The organism is Actinokineospora spheciospongiae (assembly GCF_003182415.1).
Taxonomy (GTDB): domain Bacteria; phylum Actinomycetota; class Actinomycetes; order Mycobacteriales; family Pseudonocardiaceae; genus Actinokineospora; species Actinokineospora spheciospongiae.
This window is the reverse complement of the sequence record NZ_QHCP01000002.1, coordinates 215,936-240,389: the sequence shown is the minus strand read 5'-3', so window position 1 is coordinate 240,389 and position 24,454 is coordinate 215,936. Positions and strand designations below refer to the sequence as shown.

General features: G+C 67.6%; 25 protein-coding genes. 18 read left to right on the top strand and 7 right to left on the bottom strand.

Translation table 11 applies throughout. From position 1 onward, the window contains the following. Nucleotides 1–118: 118 nt before the first annotated feature. Nucleotides 119–1,000, top strand: coding sequence for a mycothiol conjugate amidase Mca (gene mca, locus DFQ13_RS04730; RefSeq protein WP_035288047.1), 882 nt, complete (start codon nt 119–121; stop codon nt 998–1,000). Between the two features lie 17 nt (nt 1,001–1,017). After that, on the top strand, nt 1,018–1,293 hold the full coding sequence (locus tag DFQ13_RS04725) for a hypothetical protein (RefSeq protein WP_407643127.1): 276 nt from the start codon (nt 1,018–1,020) through the stop codon (nt 1,291–1,293). 3 nt (nt 1,294–1,296) lie between these two features. On the opposite strand, the gene DFQ13_RS04720 is transcribed toward DFQ13_RS04725, so the two are convergent. The 3 genes from DFQ13_RS04720 to DFQ13_RS04710 all read right to left on the bottom strand — a co-directional run bounded on the left by DFQ13_RS04720 (nt 1,297) and on the right by DFQ13_RS04710 (nt 6,190). Further along, a complete protein-coding gene (locus DFQ13_RS04720) occupies nt 1,297–3,810 on the bottom strand; it encodes a polynucleotide kinase-phosphatase (RefSeq protein WP_110078962.1) in 2,514 nt (837 codons plus the stop codon). Beyond that, entirely contained in the window at nt 3,810–5,222 is a 1,413-nt protein-coding gene (locus DFQ13_RS04715) for a 3' terminal RNA ribose 2'-O-methyltransferase Hen1 (RefSeq protein WP_110078961.1), read from the bottom strand. Before DFQ13_RS04715 ends, DFQ13_RS04720 begins: the two co-directional genes overlap by 1 nt. 110 nt (nt 5,223–5,332) lie before the next feature. Further along, entirely contained in the window at nt 5,333–6,190 is an 858-nt protein-coding gene (locus DFQ13_RS04710) for a class I SAM-dependent methyltransferase (protein ID WP_110078960.1), read from the bottom strand. A 113-nt stretch (nt 6,191–6,303) separates the two neighbouring features. On the opposite strand from DFQ13_RS04710, the gene DFQ13_RS04705 reads away from it, so the two are divergent. The 5 genes from DFQ13_RS04705 to DFQ13_RS33590 all read left to right on the top strand — a co-directional run bounded on the left by DFQ13_RS04705 (nt 6,304) and on the right by DFQ13_RS33590 (nt 11,199). Further along, nucleotides 6,304–6,885 (top strand): hypothetical protein, encoded by a 582-nt coding sequence (locus DFQ13_RS04705; RefSeq protein WP_110078959.1) that lies wholly within the window; start codon nt 6,304–6,306, stop codon nt 6,883–6,885. 82 nt (nt 6,886–6,967) lie between these two features. Continuing rightward, complete coding sequence (locus DFQ13_RS04700) at nt 6,968–7,498, top strand: GNAT family N-acetyltransferase (RefSeq protein WP_110078958.1); 531 nt, start codon at nt 6,968–6,970, stop codon at nt 7,496–7,498. Between the two features lie 600 nt (nt 7,499–8,098). Next, complete coding sequence (locus DFQ13_RS04695) at nt 8,099–9,148, top strand: DUF262 domain-containing protein (protein ID WP_110078957.1); 1,050 nt, start codon at nt 8,099–8,101, stop codon at nt 9,146–9,148. A 1-nt stretch (nt 9,149) separates the two neighbouring features. Next, the gene (locus DFQ13_RS32975; protein WP_146241100.1) at nt 9,150–9,839 is read left to right on the top strand and encodes an MAE_28990/MAE_18760 family HEPN-like nuclease; all 690 of its coding nucleotides are present in this window, start codon (nt 9,150–9,152) and stop codon (nt 9,837–9,839) included. A 610-nt stretch (nt 9,840–10,449) separates the two neighbouring features. After that, complete coding sequence (locus DFQ13_RS33590) at nt 10,450–11,199, top strand: hypothetical protein (protein ID WP_181399848.1); 750 nt, start codon at nt 10,450–10,452, stop codon at nt 11,197–11,199. A gap of 35 nt (nt 11,200–11,234) precedes the next feature. Here DFQ13_RS33590 and DFQ13_RS04685 read toward each other — a convergent pair whose 3' ends face one another. Together DFQ13_RS04685 and DFQ13_RS04680 are read right to left on the bottom strand one after the other, a co-directional pair. Continuing rightward, nucleotides 11,235–11,705 (bottom strand): NUDIX hydrolase, encoded by a 471-nt coding sequence (locus DFQ13_RS04685; RefSeq protein WP_110078955.1) that lies wholly within the window; start codon nt 11,703–11,705, stop codon nt 11,235–11,237. Nucleotides 11,706–11,716: 11 nt separating this feature from the next. Continuing rightward, nucleotides 11,717–12,460 carry an XRE family transcriptional regulator gene (locus DFQ13_RS04680; protein ID WP_110078954.1) on the bottom strand — a complete coding sequence of 248 codons (744 nt, stop codon included), beginning with the start codon at nt 12,458–12,460 and terminating at the stop codon, nt 11,717–11,719. Nucleotides 12,461–12,592: 132 nt separating this feature from the next. Here DFQ13_RS04680 and DFQ13_RS04675 point away from each other — a divergent pair, with 132 nt between their 5' ends. From DFQ13_RS04675 to DFQ13_RS04635, 8 genes are all read left to right on the top strand, one after another. Beyond that, a complete protein-coding gene (locus DFQ13_RS04675; RefSeq protein WP_233438265.1) occupies nt 12,593–13,027 on the top strand; it encodes a plasmid replication, integration and excision activator in 435 nt (144 codons plus the stop codon). Between the two features lie 17 nt (nt 13,028–13,044). Further along, complete coding sequence (locus DFQ13_RS04670; protein WP_110078953.1) at nt 13,045–13,245, top strand: hypothetical protein; 201 nt, start codon at nt 13,045–13,047, stop codon at nt 13,243–13,245. 319 nt (nt 13,246–13,564) lie between these two features. Continuing rightward, a complete protein-coding gene (locus DFQ13_RS04660) occupies nt 13,565–13,831 on the top strand; it encodes an AMED_5909 family protein (RefSeq protein ID WP_110078951.1) in 267 nt (88 codons plus the stop codon). Further along, nucleotides 13,812–14,630, top strand: a complete 819-nt coding sequence (locus DFQ13_RS04655) for a Scr1 family TA system antitoxin-like transcriptional regulator (protein WP_146241098.1) — start codon at nt 13,812–13,814, stop codon at nt 14,628–14,630. Before DFQ13_RS04660 ends, DFQ13_RS04655 begins: the two co-directional genes overlap by 20 nt. 382 nt (nt 14,631–15,012) lie before the next feature. Further along, a complete protein-coding gene (locus DFQ13_RS04650) occupies nt 15,013–16,440 on the top strand; it encodes an FtsK/SpoIIIE domain-containing protein (RefSeq protein WP_325050896.1) in 1,428 nt (475 codons plus the stop codon). Beyond that, nucleotides 16,437–18,065, top strand: a complete 1,629-nt coding sequence (locus tag DFQ13_RS04645; protein WP_110078948.1) for a replication initiator — start codon at nt 16,437–16,439, stop codon at nt 18,063–18,065. Before DFQ13_RS04650 ends, DFQ13_RS04645 begins: the two co-directional genes overlap by 4 nt. Nucleotides 18,066–18,080: 15 nt before the next feature. After that, nucleotides 18,081–18,266, top strand: a complete 186-nt coding sequence (locus DFQ13_RS04640) for a helix-turn-helix domain-containing protein (protein ID WP_110078947.1) — start codon at nt 18,081–18,083, stop codon at nt 18,264–18,266. A 28-nt stretch (nt 18,267–18,294) separates the two neighbouring features. Then, complete coding sequence (locus DFQ13_RS04635; protein ID WP_110078946.1) at nt 18,295–19,521, top strand: tyrosine-type recombinase/integrase; 1,227 nt, start codon at nt 18,295–18,297, stop codon at nt 19,519–19,521. A 27-nt stretch (nt 19,522–19,548) separates the two neighbouring features. On the opposite strand, the gene trhA is transcribed toward DFQ13_RS04635, so the two are convergent. Together trhA and DFQ13_RS04625 are read right to left on the bottom strand one after the other, a co-directional pair. Further along, nucleotides 19,549–20,169, bottom strand: coding sequence for a PAQR family membrane homeostasis protein TrhA (gene trhA, locus DFQ13_RS04630; protein ID WP_035288096.1), 621 nt, complete (start codon nt 20,167–20,169; stop codon nt 19,549–19,551). A gap of 120 nt (nt 20,170–20,289) precedes the next feature. Continuing rightward, complete coding sequence (locus DFQ13_RS04625; protein ID WP_219994290.1) at nt 20,290–20,727, bottom strand: CoA-binding protein; 438 nt, start codon at nt 20,725–20,727, stop codon at nt 20,290–20,292. A 49-nt stretch (nt 20,728–20,776) separates the two neighbouring features. On the opposite strand from DFQ13_RS04625, the gene DFQ13_RS04620 reads away from it, so the two are divergent. From DFQ13_RS04620 to DFQ13_RS04610, 3 genes are all read left to right on the top strand, one after another. Continuing rightward, on the top strand, nt 20,777–21,553 hold the full coding sequence (locus DFQ13_RS04620; RefSeq protein WP_035288062.1) for an isoprenyl transferase: 777 nt from the start codon (nt 20,777–20,779) through the stop codon (nt 21,551–21,553). A gap of 502 nt (nt 21,554–22,055) precedes the next feature. After that, a complete protein-coding gene (locus DFQ13_RS04615) occupies nt 22,056–23,429 on the top strand; it encodes a PhoH family protein (RefSeq protein WP_035288065.1) in 1,374 nt (457 codons plus the stop codon). Between the two features lie 132 nt (nt 23,430–23,561). Beyond that, nucleotides 23,562–24,422 carry an SGNH/GDSL hydrolase family protein gene (locus DFQ13_RS04610; protein ID WP_110078945.1) on the top strand — a complete coding sequence of 287 codons (861 nt, stop codon included), beginning with the start codon at nt 23,562–23,564 and terminating at the stop codon, nt 24,420–24,422. Nucleotides 24,423–24,454 lie beyond the last annotated feature (32 nt).

Sequence of the window (24,454 nt, the reverse complement as noted above, 5' to 3'; positions counted from 1 at the left end):
CTGGGAGCCTCCTGCGGCCGCGGTCCTCCCGGCGGGAACAATGGGGCCCGCGCGGAGCGTTGCGAATCGAGTATCCGCTGCGCGCGGGATCACAGAGCAACAGGGGGCTGGAGAGGTCATGGCGGAGAAGCTTCGGTTGATGGCGGTGCACGCCCACCCCGACGACGAGTCGAGCAAGGGCGCCGCGACCATGGCGCGGTATGTGTCCGAGGGGCACGAGGTGATGGTGGTGACCTGCACGGGGGGCGAGCGGGGCGACATCCTCAACCCGGCGATGGACCGGCCGGAGATCACCGCCGACATCCACGCCGTGCGGCAGCAGGAGATGGCCAAGGCCGCCGAGATCCTCGGCGTGCGGCACCGCTGGCTGGGCTTCGTCGACTCGGGCCTGCCCGAGGGCGACCCGCTGCCGCCGCTGCCGGAGGGCTGCTTCGCGCTGGTGCCGCTGGAGGAGTCGGTGCCGCCGCTGGTGCGCGAGATCCGCGAGTTCCGCCCGCACGTCGTGATCACCTACGACGAGAACGGCGGCTACCCGCACCCGGACCACATCCGCTGCCACGAGGTGTCCGTCGCCGCCTTCGACGCCGCGGGCGACCCGGACCTGCACCCGGAGGCGGGCGAGCCGTGGCAGCCGCTGAAGCTGTACTACTCGCACGGGTTCTCCCGGGCCCGGATCGCCGCGGTCCACGAGGCGCTGCTGGCCGCGGGCCTGGAGTCGCCGTACCAGGAGTGGCTGGACAACTGGTCGACCGACCGCGGTGACATCGCCGACCGGGTCACCAGCCGGGTCGAGTGCGCCGACTTCTTCGAGGTCCGCGACGCCGCGCTGCTCGCGCACGCCACCCAGATCGACCCGAACAGCCGCTGGTTCGCCGTGCCGATGGAGATCCAGCGGCAGGTGTGGCCGTTCGAGGAGTACGAGCTGGTCCGGTCGCTGGTCGACAGCACGCTGCCGGAGGACGACCTGTTCTCGGGGCTGCGGGAGAAGGCCGCCTTGTGACGTTTACCGTGGACACCGTGATCGCCGCCCCGGACGCCTCGCTGTACGTCGCCCAGACCACCCCCGCCCCGCCCGCCGGTCCGGCCGACCCGGGCGGGCAGGGGGAGGACTTCGGCAAGTCCTCCCCGCTGGGCTTCCTCATCCTGGTGCTGTTCTTCGTGGCGGTCGCGTTCCTGATCCGCTCGATGACCAAGCACCTCAAGCGGCTCCCGGCCAGCTTCGACGAGCCGGTCGCCGACAAGCCCGCGGACGCGGACGAGGCGGGCTCGGGGACCGGCTCCAAGCCCGCCTGAGCCTCACAGCCGCGGGTCCACCGGTTCGGACTCCATGGCCAGGACCGCGAACACGCACTCGTGCACCCGCCACAGCGGCTCGCCCGCGGCGACGCGGTCCAGGGCCGCCAGGCCCAGGGCGTACTCGCGCAGCGCGAGCGACCGCTTGTGCGCGACGTTGCGCTTGCGCAGCCGGTCCAGGTGGTCGGGGTAGTCCGGCCCGTAGATGATCCGCAGGTACTCCGGTCCGCGGACCTTCACCCCCGGCTGCACCAGGTCGCGGCCCGCGCCGACGAGGTTCGCCGCGGGCTTGACCACCATGCCCTCGCCGCCCGCCGCGGTCAGCGCTTCCCACCACGCGGTGCCCTCGGCCACCGATTCCGGGGAGCCGGTGTCGACGGCGATGCGCCGGGTCTCGGCGAACAGCGGGTCGACCGCGCGCAGCCGGTCGGCGACGCCCAGGTGCCACAGGTGCGGCTGCCGGTGGTGGGTCGCCCCCTCCGACGCCAACACCTGGAACGGCGCCAGCCGCACGCCGTCGAGGCCGCTCGTGGGCGCGCAGTAGCGGCGGTAGGCGTCGCGGAAGCCGACCGCGTTGTCCGCGCGGCGGGAGGTGCGGGCGAGCAGGTCCGCCACGTCCACGCCCCGCCCGGCCGCGGCGGCCAGCGCCGACACCGCGGGCGGCAGCACCGCCGTGGCCGCCGCGCCGACGGCCGCGTACTGGTCGGTGATCAGCTCGCGGGCCTTGGCGTTCCACGGCATCAGCTCCGCGTCGAGCAGCAGCCAGTCGGTGCCCAGTTCCTCCCACAGCCCCGCCGCGGTCACCGCCGAGCGCACCCGCGCCAGCAGTTCGGCGGTCAGCGGCTCGTCGAAGAACGAGCGGCCGGTCCGGGTGTGCACGGCGCCGTCGCCCTCGATGTCGAAGCGGCGCGGGGCCACCGAGGGGTCTCGGGTGACCAGGACGACCGCGCGGGAGCCCATGTGCTTCTCCTCGCACAGCACCTCCCGCACCCCGCGGGCGTGGAAGCCCGCGAACGCCTCCGCCGGGTGCTCCAGCAGGTCCCCGTCCCCGTGTGCCTCGGTGGGCGCCATCGTCGGCGGCAGGTACAGCAGCCAGCGCGGGTCGACGGCGAAGCGGCTCATCACCTCCAGCGCCGCCGCGGCCTGGTCGCCGCGCACGGTCACCTTGCCCTGCACGGCCGTTTCCACGACCCGCTTGCCCAGCACGTCGTCCAGGGCGAGCTGCCGGGGCGGGCGGGTCGGGGTCAGCGGGCGGGTCGGCTCGTACCAGGTCTCGTGCGCCTTGACCGAGACGATCTCGCGCTCCGGGTAGCGCAGCGCGGTCAGCTTCCCGCCGAACACGCACCCGGTGTCCAGGCACATGGTCCCGTTGACCCACTCGACCTCCGGGGTCGGCGTGTGTCCATACAGGACCATGGCGGCGCCGCGGTAGTCCTCCGCCCACGGGTAGCGCACCGGCAGGCCGTACTCGTCGGTCTCACCGGTCGTGTCGCCGTAGAGGGCGAAGCTGCGCACCTTGCCCGACGCGCGGCCGTGGTAGCGCTCGGGCAACCCGGCGTGCGCGACGACCAACCTGCCGCCGTCGAGGACGTAGTGCGCGATCAGGGTGTCGCAGAACTTCCGCGCCGCCGCGACGAAATCCGGGTCCTCGGCCTCCAGTTGCGCGAGCGACTCGGCCAGGCCGTGCGCGACCTTGACGTTGCGGCCGTCGAGGGCGCGCACCAGCTTCTGCTCGTGGTTGCCGCACACCGCGAACGCGTCGCCGTCGCCGACCATGCCCATCGCCAGCCGCAGCACCCCCGGGGTGTCCGGGCCGCGGTCGACGAGGTCGCCGACGAACACCGCGCGCCTGCCGCCGGGGTGGGTGGCCCCGACCGGGCGGCCCCGGTCGTCGCGGCGCAGCCGGTAGCCCAGCTCGCCGAGCAGGTCCTCCAGCTCGGCGCGGCAGCCGTGCACGTCGCCGATGACGTCGAACGGGCCGGTTTCGTGCCGCAGGTCGTTGCGCAGCCGCTCGGTGCTGAACACGGCCGCGTCGACCTGCTCCTGCCCGCGCAGGTGGTGCACGCGGCGGAACCCCTCGCGGTGCAGGCCGGGTAGCGAGCGCCGGAGCTGGGCGACGTGCCGCTTGACCACGTGCGGGCCGAAGTCGCGGTCCGGGCGGTCGGCGTTGCGCTCCTGGCAGACCCGCTCGGGCAGGTCCAGCACCACCGCGACCGGCATGACGTGGTTGTCGCGGGCCAGTTTCACCAGCTCCGCGCGCCCCTCGCGCTGCACGTTGGTCGCGTCCACCACGGTGACCAGCCCCCGCCGCAAGCGCTTGCCCGCGACGTGGTGCAGCGCGTCGAACGCGTCGGCCGAGGCGGCCTGGTCGTTCTCGTCGTCGCTGACCAGGCCGCGGAAGAAGTCGCTGGAGAGCACCTGCGTCGTGGCGAAGTGCTTGCGGGCGAAGGTCGACTTGCCGGACCCGGAGGCGCCGACGAGCACCACCAGCGCCATGTCGGGGATCAGCAGCTCCATCAGTTCACCCCTTCCAGGCGGGAGAACACGGCCATCTGGGTCGGCGGGCCGTGCTCGGGGTCCTCCGGGCCGACGGGCAGGTACCGCACGGTGTAGCCGGTGCGCTCGGCGGTGGCGTCGCCCCACTCCCGGAACTGCGCCCTGGTCCACTCGAAACGGTGGTCGCGGTGGCGCGGCCGTCCCGCCGGGAGGGTCGGGAAGAGGACGTTGTACTCGACGTTCGGCGTGGTCACCACCACGTGCTGTGGCCGGGCGGTGCCGAACACCGACTGCTCCAGCGCCCGGTGCCTGCTCGGGTCGACGTGCTCGACGACCTCCATCAGCACCGCCGCGTCGTACCCGACCAGCGACGGGTCGCCGTAGGTCAGCGACGACTGGCGCACCTCCACCCGGTCGCGCACCCGGTCCGGCAGCTTCTCCAACCTGCGCCCGGCCACCCGCAGCGCACCGGCCGACACGTCCGTGCCCAGGACCTCGATGAACGAGGGGTCCGCCAGCAGGTCGCGGATCAGTGCCCCGCCGCCGCAGCCCAGGTCCAGCACGCGCCGCGCGCCCACCTCGCGCAACGCCGCCACCACCGCCCGGCGCCGGGTGACGGCCAGCGGCTCCGGCGCCTCGGGGGCGGTGTCGACCACCGGTTCGACGAGCGCGTCGTCCAGGGTCTCCTCCGCCGCCCCGTCCAGTTCGGCGAGCTGCGCCAGCGCGGTCGTGACGTAACCGCGGCGGTGCGCCAGGTACCGGTCGCTGATCAGCTCGCGCTCCGGGTGCGCGGCGAGCCAGCCCTCGCCCGCGCGCAGCAGCTTGTCCACCTCGGCCTCGCCGACGTAGTAGTGCTTGGAGCCGTCCATCACCGGCAGCAGCACGTAGAGCTGCCGCAGCGCGTCGGCGAGTCGCAGGTCCCCGGTGAGCACCAGGTCCAGGTACGGCGAGTCGCCCCACTCCGGGAACAGCGGGTCCAGCGGGACCGCGGTCGCCGCCACCGCCCACCCGAGCGGCTCGAACAGCCGCGCGGCCAGCTCGGCGCCGCCGCGGCAAGCCACCGCGGGCAGGCCGACGCGCAGCGGGATCGGGTTGTCCGCCAGCTCCTGGCGGACGTCGCAGCGGCCGGTCATCGCGGTCCGGAACACGCTCGACAGCGCCACCGCCAGCATCGATCCGGCGGCGTAGGGGCGGTCGTTGACGTAGCTGCCCAGGGTCGCCACCCGCTTGCGGTCGCCCTTGCCGCGCGCCAGGGCCACGGGGTCCACCTCGACCAGCAGCGCCGCCGTGCACTCCTCGGGGTCCGCGCGCGGGTAGAACACGTGCGCGGTCCCGGTGGCCGTCGGGAACGACTGCGCCTTGTCGGGGTGCTTGAACAGCAGGAAACCGAGGTCGGTGGCCGGGTCTCCGGTCGTGGTCAGGGTCAGCAGCACCGCTACAGTCTGTCCCACCGCCGGGCCGGGGGACACCGGGTTTCGGCGAACCGCCCGCAGCCCCACCGGACTGTCCGCTGTGGACCGGGCGGGTGCCGCCAGCGGACCGGTCAGCCGCGTCGCCAATGCGCGACGAGCATGGCGGGCCTGCCCCCGGTCGCCGCCCGGGTCGCCTCGGGGACCATCGCGGCCAGGCTCCACGGCCACACGTCCCACGGCCCCGGGTCGGTGCTCGCCTCCCGCGGCGGCGCGGGCGGCGGGACGGGTTCGGTGAACCGGCGCAGTTCCAGGCCCGCGGCCAGGGCGGCGCGCAGGTAGTCGCCCAGCAGGTGCTCGTGGGTGACCAGGCGCATCGGCCGGTTCCCCCGCCCGCGGACCGTCGGCACCGACCCGCGGGCCACCGCATCGGGGTGCACCTCGGAGAGCACGAGGTGGCCGCCGGGGCGCAGGACGCGGGCGAACTCGGCGAACACCGGGTCCAGGTCCGGCACGTGGGTCAGCGCCAGGCCGCAGACCACCACGTCGACCTCGGCGTCCCCGACCGGCAGCGCGCGCAGGTCGCCCACCCGGGTGTCGTCGGCGGGGTTGTGCCCGAGCATGTCCGGCGAGCTGTCGACGGCGGTCACCCGGTGGCCGCGGTCGAGGAGCAACCGGGTGAGGCGGCCGGTGCCCGCGGCGGCGTCGAGGGCCGGACCGGGGGCGATCCCGTCGAGGACCTCGGTGAGCACCGGGGTGTCGAGGGGGAAGGCGCCGTTGTCCTCACCGTCGTAGGACGCCGCCCAGAGGCCGTAGCCCTCGACGGCCCCGGCGCGCTCGACGTCCACCGGGTCCATCGGGGTGTCCAGGATGCGCCGGACCTCGGCCAGCCGAGCCCGCACGAACTCGCGGTCGTGGTGCCCGGTGAACGCCCGGAGCAGGGCGGCGCCCTCCATCCCGAGCAGGTACGCGCGAGGGTCCTCGTGGATCACGGCGGGGAACGCTAGCCGGGCGCGGCGTTCACCTGCCAGTGAAATTCGCCCCCACGAGCACCGAGAGCGCGTAACTTCGGTGGGGACGTAATCATGTAATCAAGGAGCTGGACATGCGCAAGCACTGGAGTCCCGGACCCCGCGGCGGCTGGCAGCAGTCCGAGGTCCCACCCGCGGACGACGCGGCCGCCTGGTTCACCGGCAGGCTGCCCGAGGGCTGGTTCACCACCACCGACGTGGTCGTCGACCGCGAGGAGATCATCGTCGTCGGCACCCTCCCCGACCTCGACGGCGACTTCGCCGACGACGCCGCCCGCGCCGCCGCCGAGTCCGGCCGCATCGCCCGCCACCGCGAGGAGACCCGCGAGGAGCGCATCGAGATCGCCCGGCAGGCCGAGCACCGCTACGGCCGCAAGGTCGCCTGGGGCGCGCGCCAGGGCGGCACCGAGGAACTGTTCACTCATCTGTCCGTCCCGGTCATGACCCGGCTGCGCCAGCCCGAGCGCCAAGTCCTCGACACCCTGGTGGACGCGGGGGTGGCCCGGTCCCGCTCGGACGCCCTGGCCTGGGCGGTCCGCCTGGTCGGCAAGCACTCCGAGGAGTGGCTGGGCGAACTGCGCGCCGCCATGGCCAAGGTCGACGACCTGCGCGCCAAGGGCCCCGACAAGGCCGAGGACGCCGACCGGAACGGCTGAGCACCGCACGGCGCCCGCCCGCAAACAGGTTGCCGACCCCTCTCGCCCCCGGCCAGGGTGGCGGGGACGAGAGGGGTTCACCATGCTGGTAGGAGACCGGGTCCGGCTGCGCGCGATGGAGCCGGAGGACGCCGAACCGCTGTGGCGCTGGAACAACGACCCCGAGGTCATGCGCTGGATGGTGGACATCCACCCGACCACGCTGCACGACACCCGAACCCGAATGGCCGAGTGGCCGCGCAACAGCCACGCCCGCCTGACCCTGGGCATCGAGACCCGGGCGGACACGCGCCTGGTCGGCGCCATCGCCCTATCCGGCGCCGAACCCGAGCACGGCCGCGGCACCATCGACCTCTACCTGGGCGAACGCGACACCTGGGGCTCTGGCTACGCCACCGAGGCCCTGCGGCTGATCTGCGCCTACGGCTTCGACGAGATGCGCCTGCACTCGATCGACCTCAGCGTGGTGGACGAGAACGCGGCGGCCCGCCGGGTCTACGCCAAGGTCGGCTTCCAGGAGATCGGCCGCGCCCGCCACGCCTTCCGCCGCGCTGGCCACTGGCACGACATGGTCCTGATGGACCTCCTCGAACCCGACCTCGTCCGCGCCTGACCGGACCCGATCAGGCGAACATGACCAGCCAGATCGCGATGTAGTGCAGCCCGGGTTTCACCGACCTGGGGACAGATGCTGAAAACACCCTGTGAGCAGTGGAAACACCTCTCGACAGTTCTCAGTGGATCTGACCGTCTCTCGACCTCTCACGGCCTGTAGACGGCCTGGCGTATCCGCCCGGTACTCCTCAGTGGAGCACCGGGCGGCTTGCTGTCCACCCCCGAACCCGTGGCGCGATCCGCGCCGACGAAGATCGAGTTCTAGGCAGAGTCGGGCGCGGATCGTGCTGCGGGCTCCCGGGGTCCAGGGGCGGGGTAGCCCCTGGTACCTCGCAGGCCCGATTGCGTCGCCTGGGTGGTGCGGCGCTGCCGCCCCGTTCTGTGGCCGTGCCGCGCGCCCGCGCGGGCGGAGCGAAGCGGGAGCCCGCGCCGTGGCGCGATGGCCCCGGACCACCCGACCAACGGGACAGGCCAACGGCGCCGCGCCGCGCAGGCGGCGCGGCCTTGATCTCATAGAGCCAAATTCGGCAACCTATAAAGCGGCAAGCGCTGGTAAGCTGTTAGATATCGTAAATACGAAAGTTGGTAAAAAAGGAAAATGGCTAACGCTAGGGACGATCTCACCGAAGAGCTTCAAAAGCATCGCCGGTCAGTCGACACGGAATATTTTGATCTGTCGATTCGGGAGATTGTCAGAATGGTTCAAGAAGCCGAGATCAATGTCAATCCTCGTTACCAGCGACAGTTTCGGTGGAACACTTCCGTTCAGTCGACTCTGATAGAGTCCCTTCTGCTTGGACTGCCAATCCCAGCGATATTCGTTGCCACGAACAAGGATGGCACCTGGGATGTCGTGGACGGACTCCAGCGGATATCCACGATTTTGCGATTTCATGGTGTAGATGTTCCGCATGCAGGACAGAATCTCCAATTCTCGAATAATGGTTTGATGCTTACCGACCTGGTCCAACTTAGCGGGTTCAACGGTGTAACTTACAATGATCTACCAAAGCCGATCCAACTGATGCTAGATAGGCGCTACCTCCGAGTTCAAGTACTTAGCGACAAGTCTGATGTCGACGTCAGATTCGAACTCTTCCGCAGACTGAACGCTGGTGCTGTCGAATTGACTGCACAAGAAATCAGAACCGCAGTATTTGCTGGACCGTTTCTGTACCTTATCGAAGAACTTGCCGAATCAAGTAACTACCTATCGCTTTTGAAGTTGAAGCAGATCAACCAGCACGACGGTACCGCAGCAGAAATAGTCCTCAAATTCTTCGCTTACCTCGACAAGATGGAAACATTCGACGGGAAAGTGACTCGATTTCTAAATGAGTACATGAAGTCGAGAATGCAGGACACGAATCTGGCTGAGGATCGCGCTCTATTCAATGATGTTGCCGCATTCGTAAGCGAAGTTGTTGATGGTCCGTTTTTGCGGGCTCGAGTAAATGTGACTCCTGTGAATCAACTCGAGGCAGTTCTGATTGGAGTAGGGCGCCTAATCCGGGCGGGCCGAAAACTTAAAGCGCCGAAATCTGGTTGGGAGAATGACCCTGAACTGGTTGAAGCCAGCACGAAAGGTACTAACAGTAGGTCCATGCTGATGAAAAGGGTCGGCAGAGTCGAGGAAATTTTCTCCTAAAATGGGTGACGCCGTCGATTCTATATTTGAAAAGGCCATTGAGTACCTCGAACGAGAGGATCGACGTCTCGAAACACTCGCCAAACTCGGTAAAACCCTCAATTTTGATCGTGATGGATTCGCCGCAACTGCACGCGCCTTGTCTTATGTCGTCATGGGCGGGGTACTCGAGGATTTCATGAGGGAATTGCCTACCGCCATCTCCAACGAGTTGGAGGCCATGCAACTTGAACGTAAGCATCTTCCTGTAACTCTTATATCAGTGATTGAAGCTCGAGACTTTAAGAGAAGCGGGAATGAAAGTGTTGCTTCCTTGATTGCACGGGCCGAAGTCGTCCTTAAAATTGGAGGACATGGAACAGACTTGCGTGTGGCAACACAGTTAGATGACGCATTCAAGTTAGCCGATGGTACAACCATTAGTGAGAAACACTTCAGTGCACTCTGGTTAATACTGGGACTAGCGGATGACTGGAAAAATCGGCCTACCGATTCGCTGCTGCTCAGCGAAATACAAGAGAAACGGAATGATGTTGCACATTGGAAACGTGACCCAGTCACAATAGGTCGCAGTAAGACGGTCAAAGATCTTCGTGACATGGTGGTCAAATTGATAGACCTTCTGCAACATGTGCAGCTGTATATTAGCGACTGGCTCGGAGGGTTGTCCCGTGTGGTAAGAGATCAATAGATCTACTCCCCAGTTATCTCCATAATGTCTACATACGCTAAAATCTGTATACCTATGATCGTGGTTAGGTTGAGTATGGAGGCCGGTGACACAGTTGGGCGCAACTGGAAGCGGTTCGGCAGCAAAGCCGCGCCCAGGTCGGCCCGACCAGCCAAGCCTTTGGCATTACGAGCGGCCGAAGATACTGTCTCCTAAACGCCCCCCAACCGAGACCGTCGGACTAGCAGACATATTTCCTTACTATGCGGGCTTTTCCTTTGAGTGGGCATGCTCACAGCTTCAAAGCTACTCAGGAAATCCTGACGCAGTAGTTCTAGACCCATGGAATGGAAGCGGAACAACCACTCTGGCCGCTCAGTACGACGGTTACAGGTCTGTGGGCGTCGATTTGAACCCGGTGGCTAATCTGATTGCTCGAGCAAGATGCCACCTTAACGGGTTGGCGTTGGTTTCGCCGCCTCCTAGCCGCCGTAGTACGAGAATATTCGATGATCCTCTCTGTAACTGGTTTACGGATTCTTCTGTCGCGCGCTTGCGAGATTGGACACGCTACTTCGGCCGCACTGGAATTAAGCGTTCAATCCCAGGAATACTTGCAATATTCCGAGCCGTGCGGAAGATGACGAGTTCATTCGAGGGCTCCAACCCCACTTGGGTTAAGAAAGCGTCGGCGGACGCGGATCTAATTAGCGTCCCATTCGACGAAATTGACTTTATTGTTACAAGTGAGATCGAGACGGTTGTATCGAGAATTCGGGAAGAACCTAAGACCGAGTCAAGTTCATTAATTCTGCGAGCTTCTGCTTCTAATATCCCACTTAAAGCAAACTCAGTCGATCTAATTCTAACCTCCCCTCCGTACCTGACGCGGATTGACTACGGCGTTGCTTACGCCAGAGAGCTTGCGGTTTTAGGAATTAATATCTACGAAGATCGATCGCTTAGATCCGCGCTCATGGGAACTACTCTAATCCGTCCGGCCGCAGCCCATCTCGAGTTTGGGGGCGTCGCAAAAAGTCTTCTTAAAAAGATCTCAAGTCATGAAAGCAAAGCATCGTCTGGGTACTACTTAAAGCAGACCACCCAATACATGCTCGATCTCTCCGCAGGAATGGACGAATTGTCACGCGTGGCGAAGCCGGGCTCTTACGCCTTCCTTGTGGTCCAAGATTCATATTACAAAGATATTCCCGTCCCGCTCGCCGAGATCTGCATTGACGAGGCCAGCAACAGGGGTTGGGTCCTTGACTCTTCCATACCTTTCCCGGTAATCAGATCACTCATGACGGTAAATCGTCATGCCCGTTCCTACAAAAAAGGAACCGTGTCGGAAACGGTTATCGGGCTCCGTCGAAAATAACGAACTCGCATGAATTTCACCATCGTTAGGCTGCCTTAGGTGTAGTAGGGCGAATCATCCCCATGTATCCCATGTTGGATTCGCAATCGAATACTCGGATGAATAGAAAGTTCATCAATTCTGGCAGGATTGACCCAAATGACCTCTTTACTCTCATCGCTGGTGCGAATCTGACCATCTACTGGTGTCGCGCGGAAACAAATCGAAAACTCTTGGCGCACTTCGCCATCTGTAAACTCTATGACATGGGCGGGATCACTGTAGATTCCGATGATGCCTGCCACCTCGACATCGACTCCGGTCTCCTCCTTTGTTTCTCGAACCACAGCTTGGGTCAAAGTCTCTCCTAGTTCGAGTGCGCCGCCAGGAATTGCGTACCGATCGTTGTCCGTTCGACGAATCAGAAGCAAATCACCCTCCGAGTTGACCACGTATGCTGTCACAGCCACCACTATGGAGTTCGGTTGCGGCGCATGAGGGTCGTTGTAGTAGTCGGTGCGGGCCATGCGGGTGTCTCCTACCACTTGGGGGGTTTGGCTGAGCCCCAGACGCTGTCGAAGCTTTCGGAGTAGGTCTCGAAGAGGTCGCCTCCGGAGAGGCGGCGGAGGTGCAGGAGTGGGGCGTGGCCTCCGGCGAAGCCGTAGACGTGGGTGTTGACGAGCATCTCGTCGTCGAAGCGGTAGATGCTGTTGTAAAGGGTGGTGCCGTGGACGCGAATGGTGGTGTTGGGGGCGTCGGTCAGGGGTTTGAAGAAGGCCAGGGCGTTGCGGGCCTTGGCGGGGATGGCTTCGCGGCCGATGCCTTCTTCTTCGCCTCGGCGGGAGAGTTCGCGGGCTGTGGGGTCGCCGATGAGGATGCGGATCTTGGTGCCGCTTTCGCCTTTGGCTTTGAGGGTGCGGATGAGGCGGGGGTTGTCGGCTAGGAACATGCCTGCGTAGATGAGGACTTCGATGTAGCGGCCGGCTCCGGTCAGGAGGTGTTCCCAGAGGTCGTTGGGGACGGAGTGGCGGTGGGGGTAGACCTTGATGATCTCGGAGGTGCCGATCTCGGATCGTCTGGCGGGGGCGACGGCGTCGGGCCAGAGGTAGTTCTCGGTCTCGCGGACCATGGCGGCGATGGTGTGGCGGTGGCGGGGGTAGGGGGTGCGGGCCTGGGTGATCCAGCGCTCCACGGTCTTGGGGTCGACGCTGGTTGCCTTGGCGACGTGGTCGAGGTCCAGGCCGTTGCGCAGGAGTGCGTCTCGTAGTCGTTCGTTCGGCATGGTCTCCCCGGTTGATCACGTCTTGGGACGTCTTCAGGGTACGCGGGACGTCCTTGGATGTCCTGCTGTGTGGTGTGCTCGTCCTTCGTTTTGGTCGACATTGGTGTCATGCCCCGGAACAGGCCGGGGTGGTTGACCAGGAGGAACAGCGACATGCCTGTCATCCCTACCCGGTTTGCGGTGGATTTCGGCGACGTGTTCCCGCTCGGTGCGTTCGTGCTCGGGGTGGAGCCGTCCATGGCGTTCTCGGACAACCCGGCGGCGCCGAAGGTGCAGGAGCGGGACAAGGAGACCGGTCAGCTTGTGTGGACCGTGCGGGCCTTGGACGCGAACGAGGAAGCGGCCCGGTTCGGGGCTGAGTTCAAGGTCAAGGTGAGCGCTGATCACCAGCCGGTGCCCCCGGCGAAGGCCAACGGGTTCCCGTTCGCGGCGGTGGAGTTCGAGAGGCTGACCATCACCCCGTACGCGAACAACAAGGGGCGGATCGCGCACAGCTTCCGGGCCTCGGGGATGCGGGCTCCGATTCGGGGGGCGAAGCCCGCAGTTGAACAGAAGCCGGCCGCGTGAGACCCGGGGTTCTCGGGATGCGCGACATGGTGCAGATCAACGTTGACGCTGACCTGCCGATACAGGCGGCGGCCCTGCCCTACGCCGACCGGGTGGAGATCCGGTTCGGGAAGGCGTTCCCGGTTGTCCTCGTTGTTGACCGGCTCGCGCTGGACCGGCTGGCGGCGGCGATCGAGGACGGCAGACAGCAGCTCGACGCAGCGGGGAGGCAGCAGTGAAACCCGCACAGCAGAGCAGGACGGTTCTGGCATTCCCCGCGTCGGGGTTGATGGTCCCGGAGGAGCTGGCCGCGCAGTGGACGGCTGCTTACCACGTGTACGTGCAGGCTGTGGAGATGCCGCCGGAGGCTCCGGGGGTGGCTCGGGCGATGGCCGAAGCATCGTGGTCGGTGGCGGGGTTGTGGCGGGAGATCGCCCAAGTCCCCGCGTTGCCGTGGTGGTCCTCGGCTGCGGCGAGCACTGCGGCTGAGGCGTTCGAGGTCCAAGCCAGCGAATGGGCGATGCGAGCGGGTCAACGCGGGCGGGCGGGTGGTCGTCGATGAAGAAGGTGAAGGAACCGCGCACGTTGGCAGAGGCGCATGAGCTGTTGAGTCCGCTCTGTCCCGGCCAGGATCGCCCGTTGGCTGAGCGGCTGGCGTTCTACCGCCGCTCTGTGCAGGTGTACGAGCGGATTGCCGAGATCGACCGGGCGCACCACCACGAAGCCTTGTACTGGGTCGGCCGTGAGCGGGCGAAGGCCGAAGAGATCGAGGGTCGTATCAGGCAGCAGCGGGAGGTGTCGGGGCGTGTTGATTCTGCGGGATGAGCCGGTGTACGCGGGCATGGTGGACACATGGCCTCCGGTGCAGCAGCGGATCGTCGCGGCAGTGGTGGACGCTGAGACGGATCGGCTCGGGTACACGGTGCGGGACATGGCGGCCCGGTTGGGGATCTCGGCGGCGACGTTCAACCGGTTGGAGAACGGCAAGCGCCCGGCCTCGGTCGCGGAGGTCGCCGGATGCGGGGTGATCTTCGGGTGGGACAGGTCCCGTCGTGACTGGATGGAGGAGATGGTCCAGGTCCAGGGGCGGGAGCTGCCGGAGAGCACTCGTCGTGATGAGGTCTTGAAGATCATTGAGGCGATCACGGCGCGGACGGTGTATGTCGCTCCGTGGTGGCTTCCCGAAGTGTTTCGGACCGCCGCGTATCAGGCGCGGATGAGCGGGAAGGTCCCGGCCGCCTCATCTGAGGAGTGGCTTCCGGTGCGGTGGCGTTCTCCGGGGACGCTGTTCGTGCATCAACGTGTGCTGGAGTCCGCCCGGTTCCCGGAACCCGTGTTGGCCGAGCAGCGGCGGCACTTGGCGCTGCTGGTCGAGCATCGAGGTCTGATGGTACGGATCGTTCCGGAGCAGGGTCGGGGCTTGGGTGAGGATGAGGCGTTTCGGCTGCTCAGCCTGGACAAGGGGCAGACGGTGGTCTGTCTGGATCACCGGACGGTCTCGTTCGTCCTGGACCACCCTGATGACGTCGGCTTCTACGAAGGGGTCGTGACCAACCTGACCCGGGACGCCTATGACGCGCACAAGTCCTATGAGTTGTTGACCCGAAGGGTGTTCGCACCCTGATCCGATAAATCCATTGTAGACGATCAAACATACGCTGGTCGTGTGGCGTTGAAACACGCCCTCATCGAGGTGCATGTGAAGCAAGGGCACAGAAGCGGGTTGGTTTGGCGGCCTCCGCTTCTGTGCCTGTCCACTCGCAGGAGCAGACGATGGCAACAGTAGAAGAACCCTCCGGTGCCCGGTCAAGTGGGGTCACCCGGACGCGATGTGACAAGTGCAAGCGCTTCGCCCGGTTGCTCCCGGGGGATCGGGAATGCGCGGCGTGCGCTGGGGTGCTGGCGTTGGCGTTCGGCACGATCACCCGGCTCTCGGACACCACGGTTCGGGGTGGTTGGTGATGGGGCGCGGGGACAGCCGGTGGGTTGACCCGGCCCCGTTGGAGGTGTCACGGCCCCGGCTGCCGTGGTGGACGCTGCTGCCCGGGAAGGCGAAGCTCGTGCTGGCCCCGGTCGCAGCGGTTGCGGTGGCGGTGTGGCTACTCGCCAAGGCCGCGCGGCTGGCTTGGTACTACCCGACCTCGGTCATTGCGGGGCTGGTGGGCGTGGGGGTCTACCGGCTCGGGCCATGGTGGCTCGGCGGCCTGGCCCTCATCGTCGCCATGGGTCTCGCCGTGTGGTGCTGGCGTGACGTCGACGAGTTCCGTAGGTGGACGCGGTGGGGGCGCACGGAGGTTCGGCGGGCGTTGGTCTACGCGCCGCAGTGGCGGACGGTGATGCGGCTGACCTCGCTCGACGGGAAGGCGCGGGGGCGGGAGTACCTGCCGAAACTGCGGCGCACGCGGTCGGAGTGGTGGCGCGACGTGGTGCGGGTGCGGATGGTCAAAGGGCAGGCACCGGAGCAGTGGGAGGCGCGGTCCTCGGGGCTGGCCCACGCATTCGGGGCGCTGTCGTGTCGGGTACGGGTGCTGCGGCCCGGGTCGTTGGCGTTGGACCTGGTGCACGCGGACCCACTGGCCCAGGTGTTGCCGGTGCCCGCGCTGGCGGAGGAAGCTGCGGTGGACCTGCGCCGGGTGACCATCGGCCGGACCGAGACCGGCAAGCCGTGGCGGCTGCGGCTTCTTGGCGGGCAACACCTCGTGGTCGGGGTCCAGGGTGCGGGCAAGGGGTCGGTGCTGTGGGCGATCCTGTGGGCTCTCGCACCGCTGATCAAGGCTGGGGCCGTGCGCCTGGTGGGCATCGACCCCAAAGGCGGGATGGAGCTGGGGCAGGCACCGGAGCTGTTCGCCCGGCTCGCCTACGACAACGGCCCGGCGGCGGTGGAGCTGCTGGAACAGGTCGCGGTCGACGTGCGGGAACGGGCCGGGCGGTACCGGGGTGTGCGCCGCTGGTGGTCCCGCGACACCGGGGAGCCGTTCACGCTGCTGGTGGTCGATGAGCTGGCCGACCTGATCGCCTATCAGCCGGATCGCAAGTTGCGGGAGCGGGCGCAGGCGGCGTTGCAGACGATCACATCGCAGGGGCGGGCACCGGGGTTCGGGGTGTTGGCGTTGGTGCAGGACCCGCGCAAGGAGATCGTGCCGTTCCGCAACCTGTTCACCACCCGGGCCGCGCTGCGCCTGGATGAAGCCGCACAAGTGGACATGGTCCTTGGCGACGGTGTCCGGGCTCGCGGGGCGAACGCGCACGAAATCAGCGAGCACACACCGGGGGTGGCCTGGGTCAAAGAAGACGGCAAGCGCGAACCCGTTCGGGCACGGGCGTTCTACCCGACTGATACGAACCTGGTGGAGCTGCGCCACTACGTCACCGGTACCTCGGCGACGGTCGTGCCGTTCCCGGACAAGGTCGAACGGGGCGGTGAGGCGGCATGAGCACCCCTGAGCAGGACGACACGGTGGTACGGCTGCGCGGGCCGCTCTCGGCGGACGTGATCACCGCTGCCGCTGAACAGCACGGGGTGTGTGTTCGGCCGTTCACGATGGAGGTCACCGACTCCGACACCGGGGAAGTCCGCTATATCGGCGTCCCGTGCGGGTCCACAGTGGAATCCGTGTGCGCGCCGTGCGCGAAGAAGGCTAGGGCGTTGAGGATGGTCCAGTGCCGTGAAGGCTGGCACATGGGCACCGAACCGGTCGACCAACGCGGCGAGCCCACTCCCGATCAGCGGGCCGTGGTCGAGTACCGCGCCGACCTGGTGGCCGCCTACCGGGAGTCGATGGAGAACGGGGAAGCCGGGCACGCCGACGAACTCCGCGAGGAAATCCGCACTGTCGATGACGAGTTGCACGCGATGGGTGTGCGGGGGCGGATGCCCAACCCCGATGGTGCGGGCAGGCGGGCACCGACCCGGTCGACCAGGCGGCGACAGGACGCGCCGAACCTGCCTCGGCGGAAGGTGGAGAAGCGCACGGTCGGCCGCGAGTACGCAGGCGGGTACCGGCCCTCGATGTTCGTCACGCTGACCTGCGATTCCTACGGACCGGTCCGCGCGGATGGGGCGCCGGTCAACCCCGGCACCTACGACTACCGGCGGGCGGCCCGGGACGCGGTGCACTTCGCCTCCCTGATCGACCGATGGTGGCAAAACCTCCGCCGCGTCGTCGGCTGGGACGTGCAGTACTTCGCCACCGTGGAACCGCAGAAGCGCACCGCCCCGCACCTGCACACCGCGATCCGGGGGTCCATCCCGCATGAGGTGCTGCGACAGGTCACCGCCGCTACGTACCTGCAAGTCTGGTGGCCACCGCACGACGAACCCCTCTACGGCGGGTACCGGCTGCCGGTGTGGGAACCCGACGCGCGGGCGTTCGTCGACCCCGACACCCGACAGCCCCTCACCGCTTGGGCTGAGGCGATCGACCAGATCGAGGAACCGGCGCATGTGGTCACCTTCGGGGCGCAGGTGCACTCCAAGGGCATCCTCGGCGGCTCCGACGAAGCCGGGCGGCACATCGGGTACCTGACGAAGTACCTCACCAAGTCCACAGGTGAGGTCATCCAGGCCACCACCGACGCCCAGCGGGCACATCACGACCGGCTTCACGCGGAGCTGGAGATCACGCCGTGTTCGCCTCGGTGCGCGGTGTGGCTGCTCTACGGCGTCCAACCGCAGGGGGCCAGTTCGAAGACCAGCCCGGGGCACTGCAAGGGGCGGGCGCATCGGCGGAGCACGCTCGGGCTGCCGGGGCGGCGGGTACTGGTGTCGCGGAAGTGGTCAGGCAAGACCCTCGCTGAGCACAAAGCCGACCGGGCCGCGTTCGTACACCGCATGTTGGCAGCGGTCGGGATCACCAAGCAGCGGGAAGACCCCGCCCGGCTGGTCTGGCGCAAGCTCGCACCCGGCGACCAGAACGCCCCACCACGGGCACACCTGCTCATGCACGCGATATCCGAACGCATCACCTGGCGGGCCGAATACGAACGGGCGCTACTCGCCGCACAACCACCACCAGGGGACGACCCGAATCTTTCAGCAACTCGGCCGATGGCCGCTTGACCGGGGGGAACAGCTATGGACAACGTCCGCTCAATTGAGCGTCTCTGGACCGTCGATGACGTGTCCAGCTACCTCGGGGTGCCGGTCAAGACCCTCTATCAGTGGAAGTGGCGTGGTGAGGGTCCGCCGGTTCGCAAGATCGGGCGTCATCTGCGTTATGACCCGGTCGCCGTTCAGTCCTGGGCCGCTGCTGCGGCTTAGTCGATCACTGTTCACGAAGGAGAGCACGATGGCGCATGTCCAAGATCGGTGGTTTCGGAAGGTTGTCGACCCGGATGCCGGCAAGGCGGGGCGGGAGCGAACGGCGCTGTACGGGACGGGGGATCGGTACAAGGTCCGTTACCTCGATCCTGACGGGCGCGAGCGGTCGAAGACGTTCCCCGATCGGAAGAAGAAGGACGCGGATGACTTCCTGATCGCGGTGGAGAATGACAAGCGGGAGGGCAAGTACCTCGACCCGAATCGAGGCCGCGTCGGGTTCGTGGCCTTCGCTGAGGAGTGGGTGGCTGCGCAAACGTTTGACTACACCACTCGGGAACGCATCGGTGGGCGGCTGCGGGTGCAGGTGTACCCGTTCTTCGAGCGCAAGTCGGTTGGCAGCGTCAAGCCGGGTGACGTTCAGGCGTGGCTGCGGTCGTTGCAGGACGCGGGGGTCTCGCCCAACTACCGGGTTCTTCTGTTCACACATCTCTCGTCGATCTTCAATGCTGCGGTTGACGACAAGAGGATCTTGGAGAACCCCTGCCAGGCGAAGAGCGTTTCCCGGCCGCAAGCCGAGCGGAAGAAGATCGTCGTCTGGCCGCGTGAGCGGGCTTCCGCTGTTCGTGATGCGCTGCCGGACCGGTTCAAGGTCGCTGTGCCCATCGGGGCGGGCTGCGGGTTGCGGCAGGGCGAAATCTTCGGGTTCTCGCCGGATGACCTCGACCGGGAAGCCGAGTCGATCAACGTCGTGCGTCAGGTCAGGTTGGTGGGGAATCAGCCGGTGTTCGCTCCGCCGAAGCGTGGGAAGACGCGGACGGTACCTTTGCCGGGGGCTGTCCTGCGTGAGTTGGATGCCTATGCAGAGCGGTTCCCACCGACCGAGCTGACCCTGCCGTGGGTGCACCCGGGCGGCGACCCGGTGACGGTGCGCGTCTACATGGTCGACCACGACGGCACGGCTTGTCGGCGGGGTGCGTTCAACCTCCGGGTGTGGCGTCCGGCGCTGGCTCGGGCCGGTGTGGTCTCGCCGACCCGGGATGACGGGATGCACGCCCTTCGGCACCTTTACGCGTCCGTGCTCCTGGACGTTGGCGAGTCCGTCAAGGCGCTGGCGGAGTACCTCGGGCACAGCGACCCCGGCTTCACCCTCCGCACCTACACGCACCTGCTGCCGAGCAGCCATGAGCGAACCCGGCGGGCCATTGACGGCTTCCTTGGGTCCGAGGACCCCGGTGACGGCCTGGTGGCGGCCTGACGGGGGTGCGGAGGGGCGAAACCGCAGCTAGGCGTACATGACCAGCCAGATCGCGATGTAGTGGCTCAGGGCGGCGAGGACGGTCGCGGCGTGGAAGAACTCGTGGTGGCCGAAGGCGGGCCAGGGGTTGGGCCACTTGGTGGCGTAGAAGACCGCGCCCACCGTGTAGAACAGGCCGCCGACCAGGAGCAGGACCAGGGCGGCGACGCCGCCGATGGCGAGCAGGTCGGGCAGGACGAAGACCGCGACCCAGCCCAGGGCGATGTAGATCGGGGTGCCCAGCCAGCGGGGCGCCTGCGGCCACAGCAGCTTGAGCGCCACGCCGAGCACGGCGCCGGACCAGACGATGGCCAGGACGACGTAGCCGGTGGGCTTGGCCATCGACAGCAGGCAGAACGGGGTGTAGGTGCCCGCGATGAACAGGAAGATCATCGAGTGGTCGAGGCGCTTCATCCAGATGCGCGCGCGCTCGGTCACCCACCAGCGGCGGTGGTAGAGGGCGCTGACGCCGAACAGGCCCAGGATGGTCACCGAGTACACCGAGGTGGCCAGCACCGCGACACCGGAGACGGTGGCGGCGAGGGAGACGAGGGCGGCGCCCGCTCCGATGGACACCATGAAGGACCAGAAGTGGATGACCCCGCGCATCTTGGGTTTCACGAACCCCGGCGGCGGGCCGGAGATGGTCACTGACGTCACCTCCGCAAGGTTACGGGACCGTAGGTTTGTCAACCATTTGCTGTGATGCCGGACACAAGCCCCGGCGGGTCAGGACCAGCCGACGACCTCGCGGTGCTCCACCGCGAGGCAGCGGTCGACCACCACGTCCAGGCCCGCGTCGGCGGCGAGGCGGGCGGCGGGTTCGTTGACGACCCCCAGTTGCAGCCACAGCGCGCCCGCGCCGACGGCCACCGCGTCCCGGGCGACCTCGTCGACGAACTCGGGCTGGCGGAACACGTCGACGATGTCGATGTGTTCCGGGACCTCCGACAGCGATGCGTACGCGGGCAGCCCCTCCCACGTCCGCAGCGCCGGGTTGACCGGGAACACCGTCAGCCCGCTGTCCACCAGGTAGCGCGCCACCCCGTGGCTCGGCCGGTCGGGGCGGGCGCTGAGGCCCACCACCGCCACCGTCCGCGATTTCCTGACCAGGCGTTCGATGACGCCGAGGTCCTGCCATACCGGATCGATGCCGTTGCGCTGCACCTGACCAGTGTGCCCCGGTCGGCCCAAACGCGGCGTACGCTGATCGGCCGTGAGTCTGCGCAGGCGCGTTGCCGACATCGTTTACGGCCTCTACGAGAAGCGGCTCTACCAGCAGGCGGGCGGGCGCATCCCCCGGCACGTCGGGGTGATGCTCGACGGGAACCGGCGGTGGGCGCGCGAGGCCGGGTTCACCGACGTCAACGACGGGCACCGGGTTGGCGCGCAGCGCATCGCCGACTTCCTGGGCTGGTGCGCGGAGGCCGGGGTCGAGGTGGCGACCCTGTGGCTGCTCTCCACCGACAACCTGACCAGGGCGGAGTCGGAGCTGGCGCCGCTGCTGGAGATCATCGGCGACGTGGTCGACGAACTGGCCGAACCCGCCCAGCCGTGGCGGCTGCGGATCATCGGCGCCCTGGACATCCTGCCCGCGGACACCGCGCAGCGGCTGTCGGCGGCGGCGACCAGGACCGCCGGGCGCACCGGCATGGAGGTCAACATCGCGGTCGGCTACGGCGGTCGCCGGGAGATCGCCGACGCGGTGCGCAAGCTGCTGCAGCAGCACGCCGAGGCGGGGACGTCGATCGAGGAGCTGGCCGAGGTCCTCGACGTCGACCACATCGCCGAGCACCTCTACACCTCCGGGCAGCCCGACCCGGACCTGGTGATCCGCACCTCGGGGGAGCAGCGGCTGTCGGGGTTCCTGCTCTGGCAGTCGGCGCACTCGGAGTTCCACTTCTGCGAGGCCTACTGGCCCGACTTCCGCCGCACCGACTTCCTGCGCGCGCTGCGCGCCTACGGAATCCGGCACCGGCGATTCGGCAGTTGACGTCGCTCCGGTGAATTCAGGGTGCTTCGGCCGTCCGATTTCCCGTGGCCGGAAAACCATCGATGGGCACCGAAAAATGTTCACCACCGGTGATCACCCAGTGTGATGGCGAGGTGTCGCTCCGGGATCGGCGGTGCTGTTCACGAACGGCGGAACCGCTGGTCACCCAGCGTGGTATGTGGACTGACCTCGGCGAACGTCCGCTCACGTGGCGTGCGCGTGTCGAGGTGATGACAAAATCGAAAATCACCTGGGTGGCAGCCTGGCAGGGTGTCGGTCCGCGCCGGTAGCTTTCGAAGTGTCGGACCGTGTCCACAGCGGTCCGGCCCGGGAGGCCCTGGTCGTGAGCGAGTCGAGCGCGAGGGGGCCGGCACCCGGCCCTCGTGGGAGGTGGGTGACGGCGGCCTGGCCGCTGTCGCGCCACTGACCGACCAGGGTCCTGTGCCCGGCCCACCGAGGTGCGGATGCGGTGCCGCGTCCGCGGGGAGTTGCCGTGACCGCTATGCGTTCCAGCGTTTCCTCAGGTTCGACCACCGGCTCGTCAGACACCCGCTCCGGATCGGAGAGCGACCCAGCCAGGCGCACCTACGTCCTCGACACCTCCGTCCTGCTCTCGGACCCGTGGGCCGCGACCCGCTTCGCCGAGCACTCGGTGGTCATCCCGCTGGTCGTGATCAGCGAGCTGGAGGCCAAGCGCCACCACCCCGAACTGGGCTGGTTCGCCCGCGAGACCCTGCGGATGCTCGACGACCTGCGCCTGCGCCACGGCAGGCTCGACGTGCCGCTCCCCGTCGGCGACGCGGGCGGCAGCCTGCACGTCGAGCTCAACCACTCCGACCCCTCGGTGCTGCCGCAGGGCTTCCGCACCGACGGCAACGACGCGCGCATCCTGGCCTGCGCGCTCAACCTCGCCGCCGAACTGCCCGGCGTCACCCTGGTCACCAAGGACATCCCGCTGCGGGTCAAGGCGGGCGCGGTCGGCCTGGACGCCGAGGAGTACCGGGCGGGCGAGGTCACCCCGTCCGGCTGGACCGGCATCGCCGACCTGGAGGTCCCCCAGGACGCCATCGACGCCCTGTTCAGCGACGACAACACCATCGACCTCGCCGACCACGACGTGCCCACCGAGCACCCGTGCAACACCGGTCTGCGCCTGTTCGCGGGCACCAGCCACGCGCTGGGCCGGGTCACCCCGGACAAGCGCATCCGGCTGGTGCGCGGCGACCGGGAGGCCTTCGGCCTGCACGGCCGCTCCGCCGAGCAGCGCATCGCCCTGGACCTGCTGCTCGACCCGGAGGTCGGGATCGTGTCGCTGGGCGGCCGGGCGGGCACCGGCAAGTCGGCGCTGGCGCTGTGCGCGGGGCTGGAGGCGGTGCTGGAGCGCGGCCTGCACAAGAAGGTCGTCGTCTTCCGCCCGATGTACGCCGTGGGCGGGCAGGACCTCGGGTACCTGCCGGGGTCCGAGAGCGAGAAGATGCAGCCGTGGGCGCAGGCGGTGTTCGACACCCTCGGCGCGCTGGCGGGCAAGACGGTCATCGACGAGGTGCTCAGCCGCGGGATGCTGGAGGTCCTGCCGCTGACCCACATCCGCGGCCGCTCGCTGCACGACGCGTTCGTCATCGTCGACGAGGCGCAGTCGCTGGAGCGCAACGTCCTGCTGACCGTGCTGTCGCGGCTGGGCACCGGCTCGCGGGTCGTGCTGACCCACGACGTCGCCCAGCGCGACAACCTCCGCGTCGGCAGGCACGACGGCGTGGCCGCGGTCATCGAGAAGCTCAAGGGCCACCCGCTGTTCGCGCACGTGACCCTGACCCGCTCGGAGCGCTCGCCGATCGCCGCCCTGGTGACGGAGATGTTGGAGGAGCACACCCCCTGAGTCCCACTTCGCCCGGGCACCCCCTGGTTGGGGGTGCCCGGGCGTTGACAGGCGGACGTGGGGTGGGACACGCTGCGAAGGCGTTACCTACTTCTGAGTAGTTGCCGAAGCCGCCAACGCCCGAGGGAAGCCATGTCCCGACGCCTGCTCGTCACCGCCGCCGCCGCCATGATCGCCGCGGCGGGCACCTTCGCCGTCACCACGTCCGCGAACGCCGCCGACCCGATCAACTACGTCGCCCTCGGCGACTCCTACAGCGCGGCCTCCGGCGTGTCGCCGTCCGCGCCGGGCGCGCCCTCGCAGTGCCTGCGCTCCGCGCTCAACTACCCCACCCTGATCGCCCAGGCGACCGGCGCGAACGTGGTCGACGTGACCTGCGGCGCCGCCCAGACCAGCCACTTCACCACCAGCCAGTACCCGGGCCTCGCCCCGCAGGTCGACGCGCTGAGCGCCGACACCGACGTGGTCACCATGACCATCGGCGGCAACGACAGCGGCATCTTCATCCGCGCCGCGGCCACCTGCGCCCTCGCGGGCTTCTTCTCGGGCGGCAAGGGCAGCCCCTGCAAGGACGGCAACGGTTCCAGCTTCGAGGACACCGTCCGCAACACCACCTACCCCGACCTGGTCAAGGCACTGACCGCGGTCCGCGACAAGGCCCCGAACGCCAAGATCGGCATCATCGGCTACCCGTGGATCGTCCCCGCCACCGGCGGCTGCTTCGACAAGATCCCGGTCGCCACCGGCGACGTCCCCTACATGCGCTCCCTCCAGGCCACCCTCAACGACGCCATCGGCCGCGCCGCCGCCGCGACCGGCGTGACCTACGTCGACATCAACCAGCTCGCCGACGGCCACGACGTGTGCGCCGCCCCTGGCGTCCGCTGGATCGAACCGCCGATCAACGCCCAGAACTCCATCTTCGCCCACCCCAACGCCCTCGGCGAGCGCGAGATGGCCGCCGCGGCGATGGCGGCCCTGAACCTGAACTGACCCCAGGACAACGAGAACGCCCGGCCGGGACC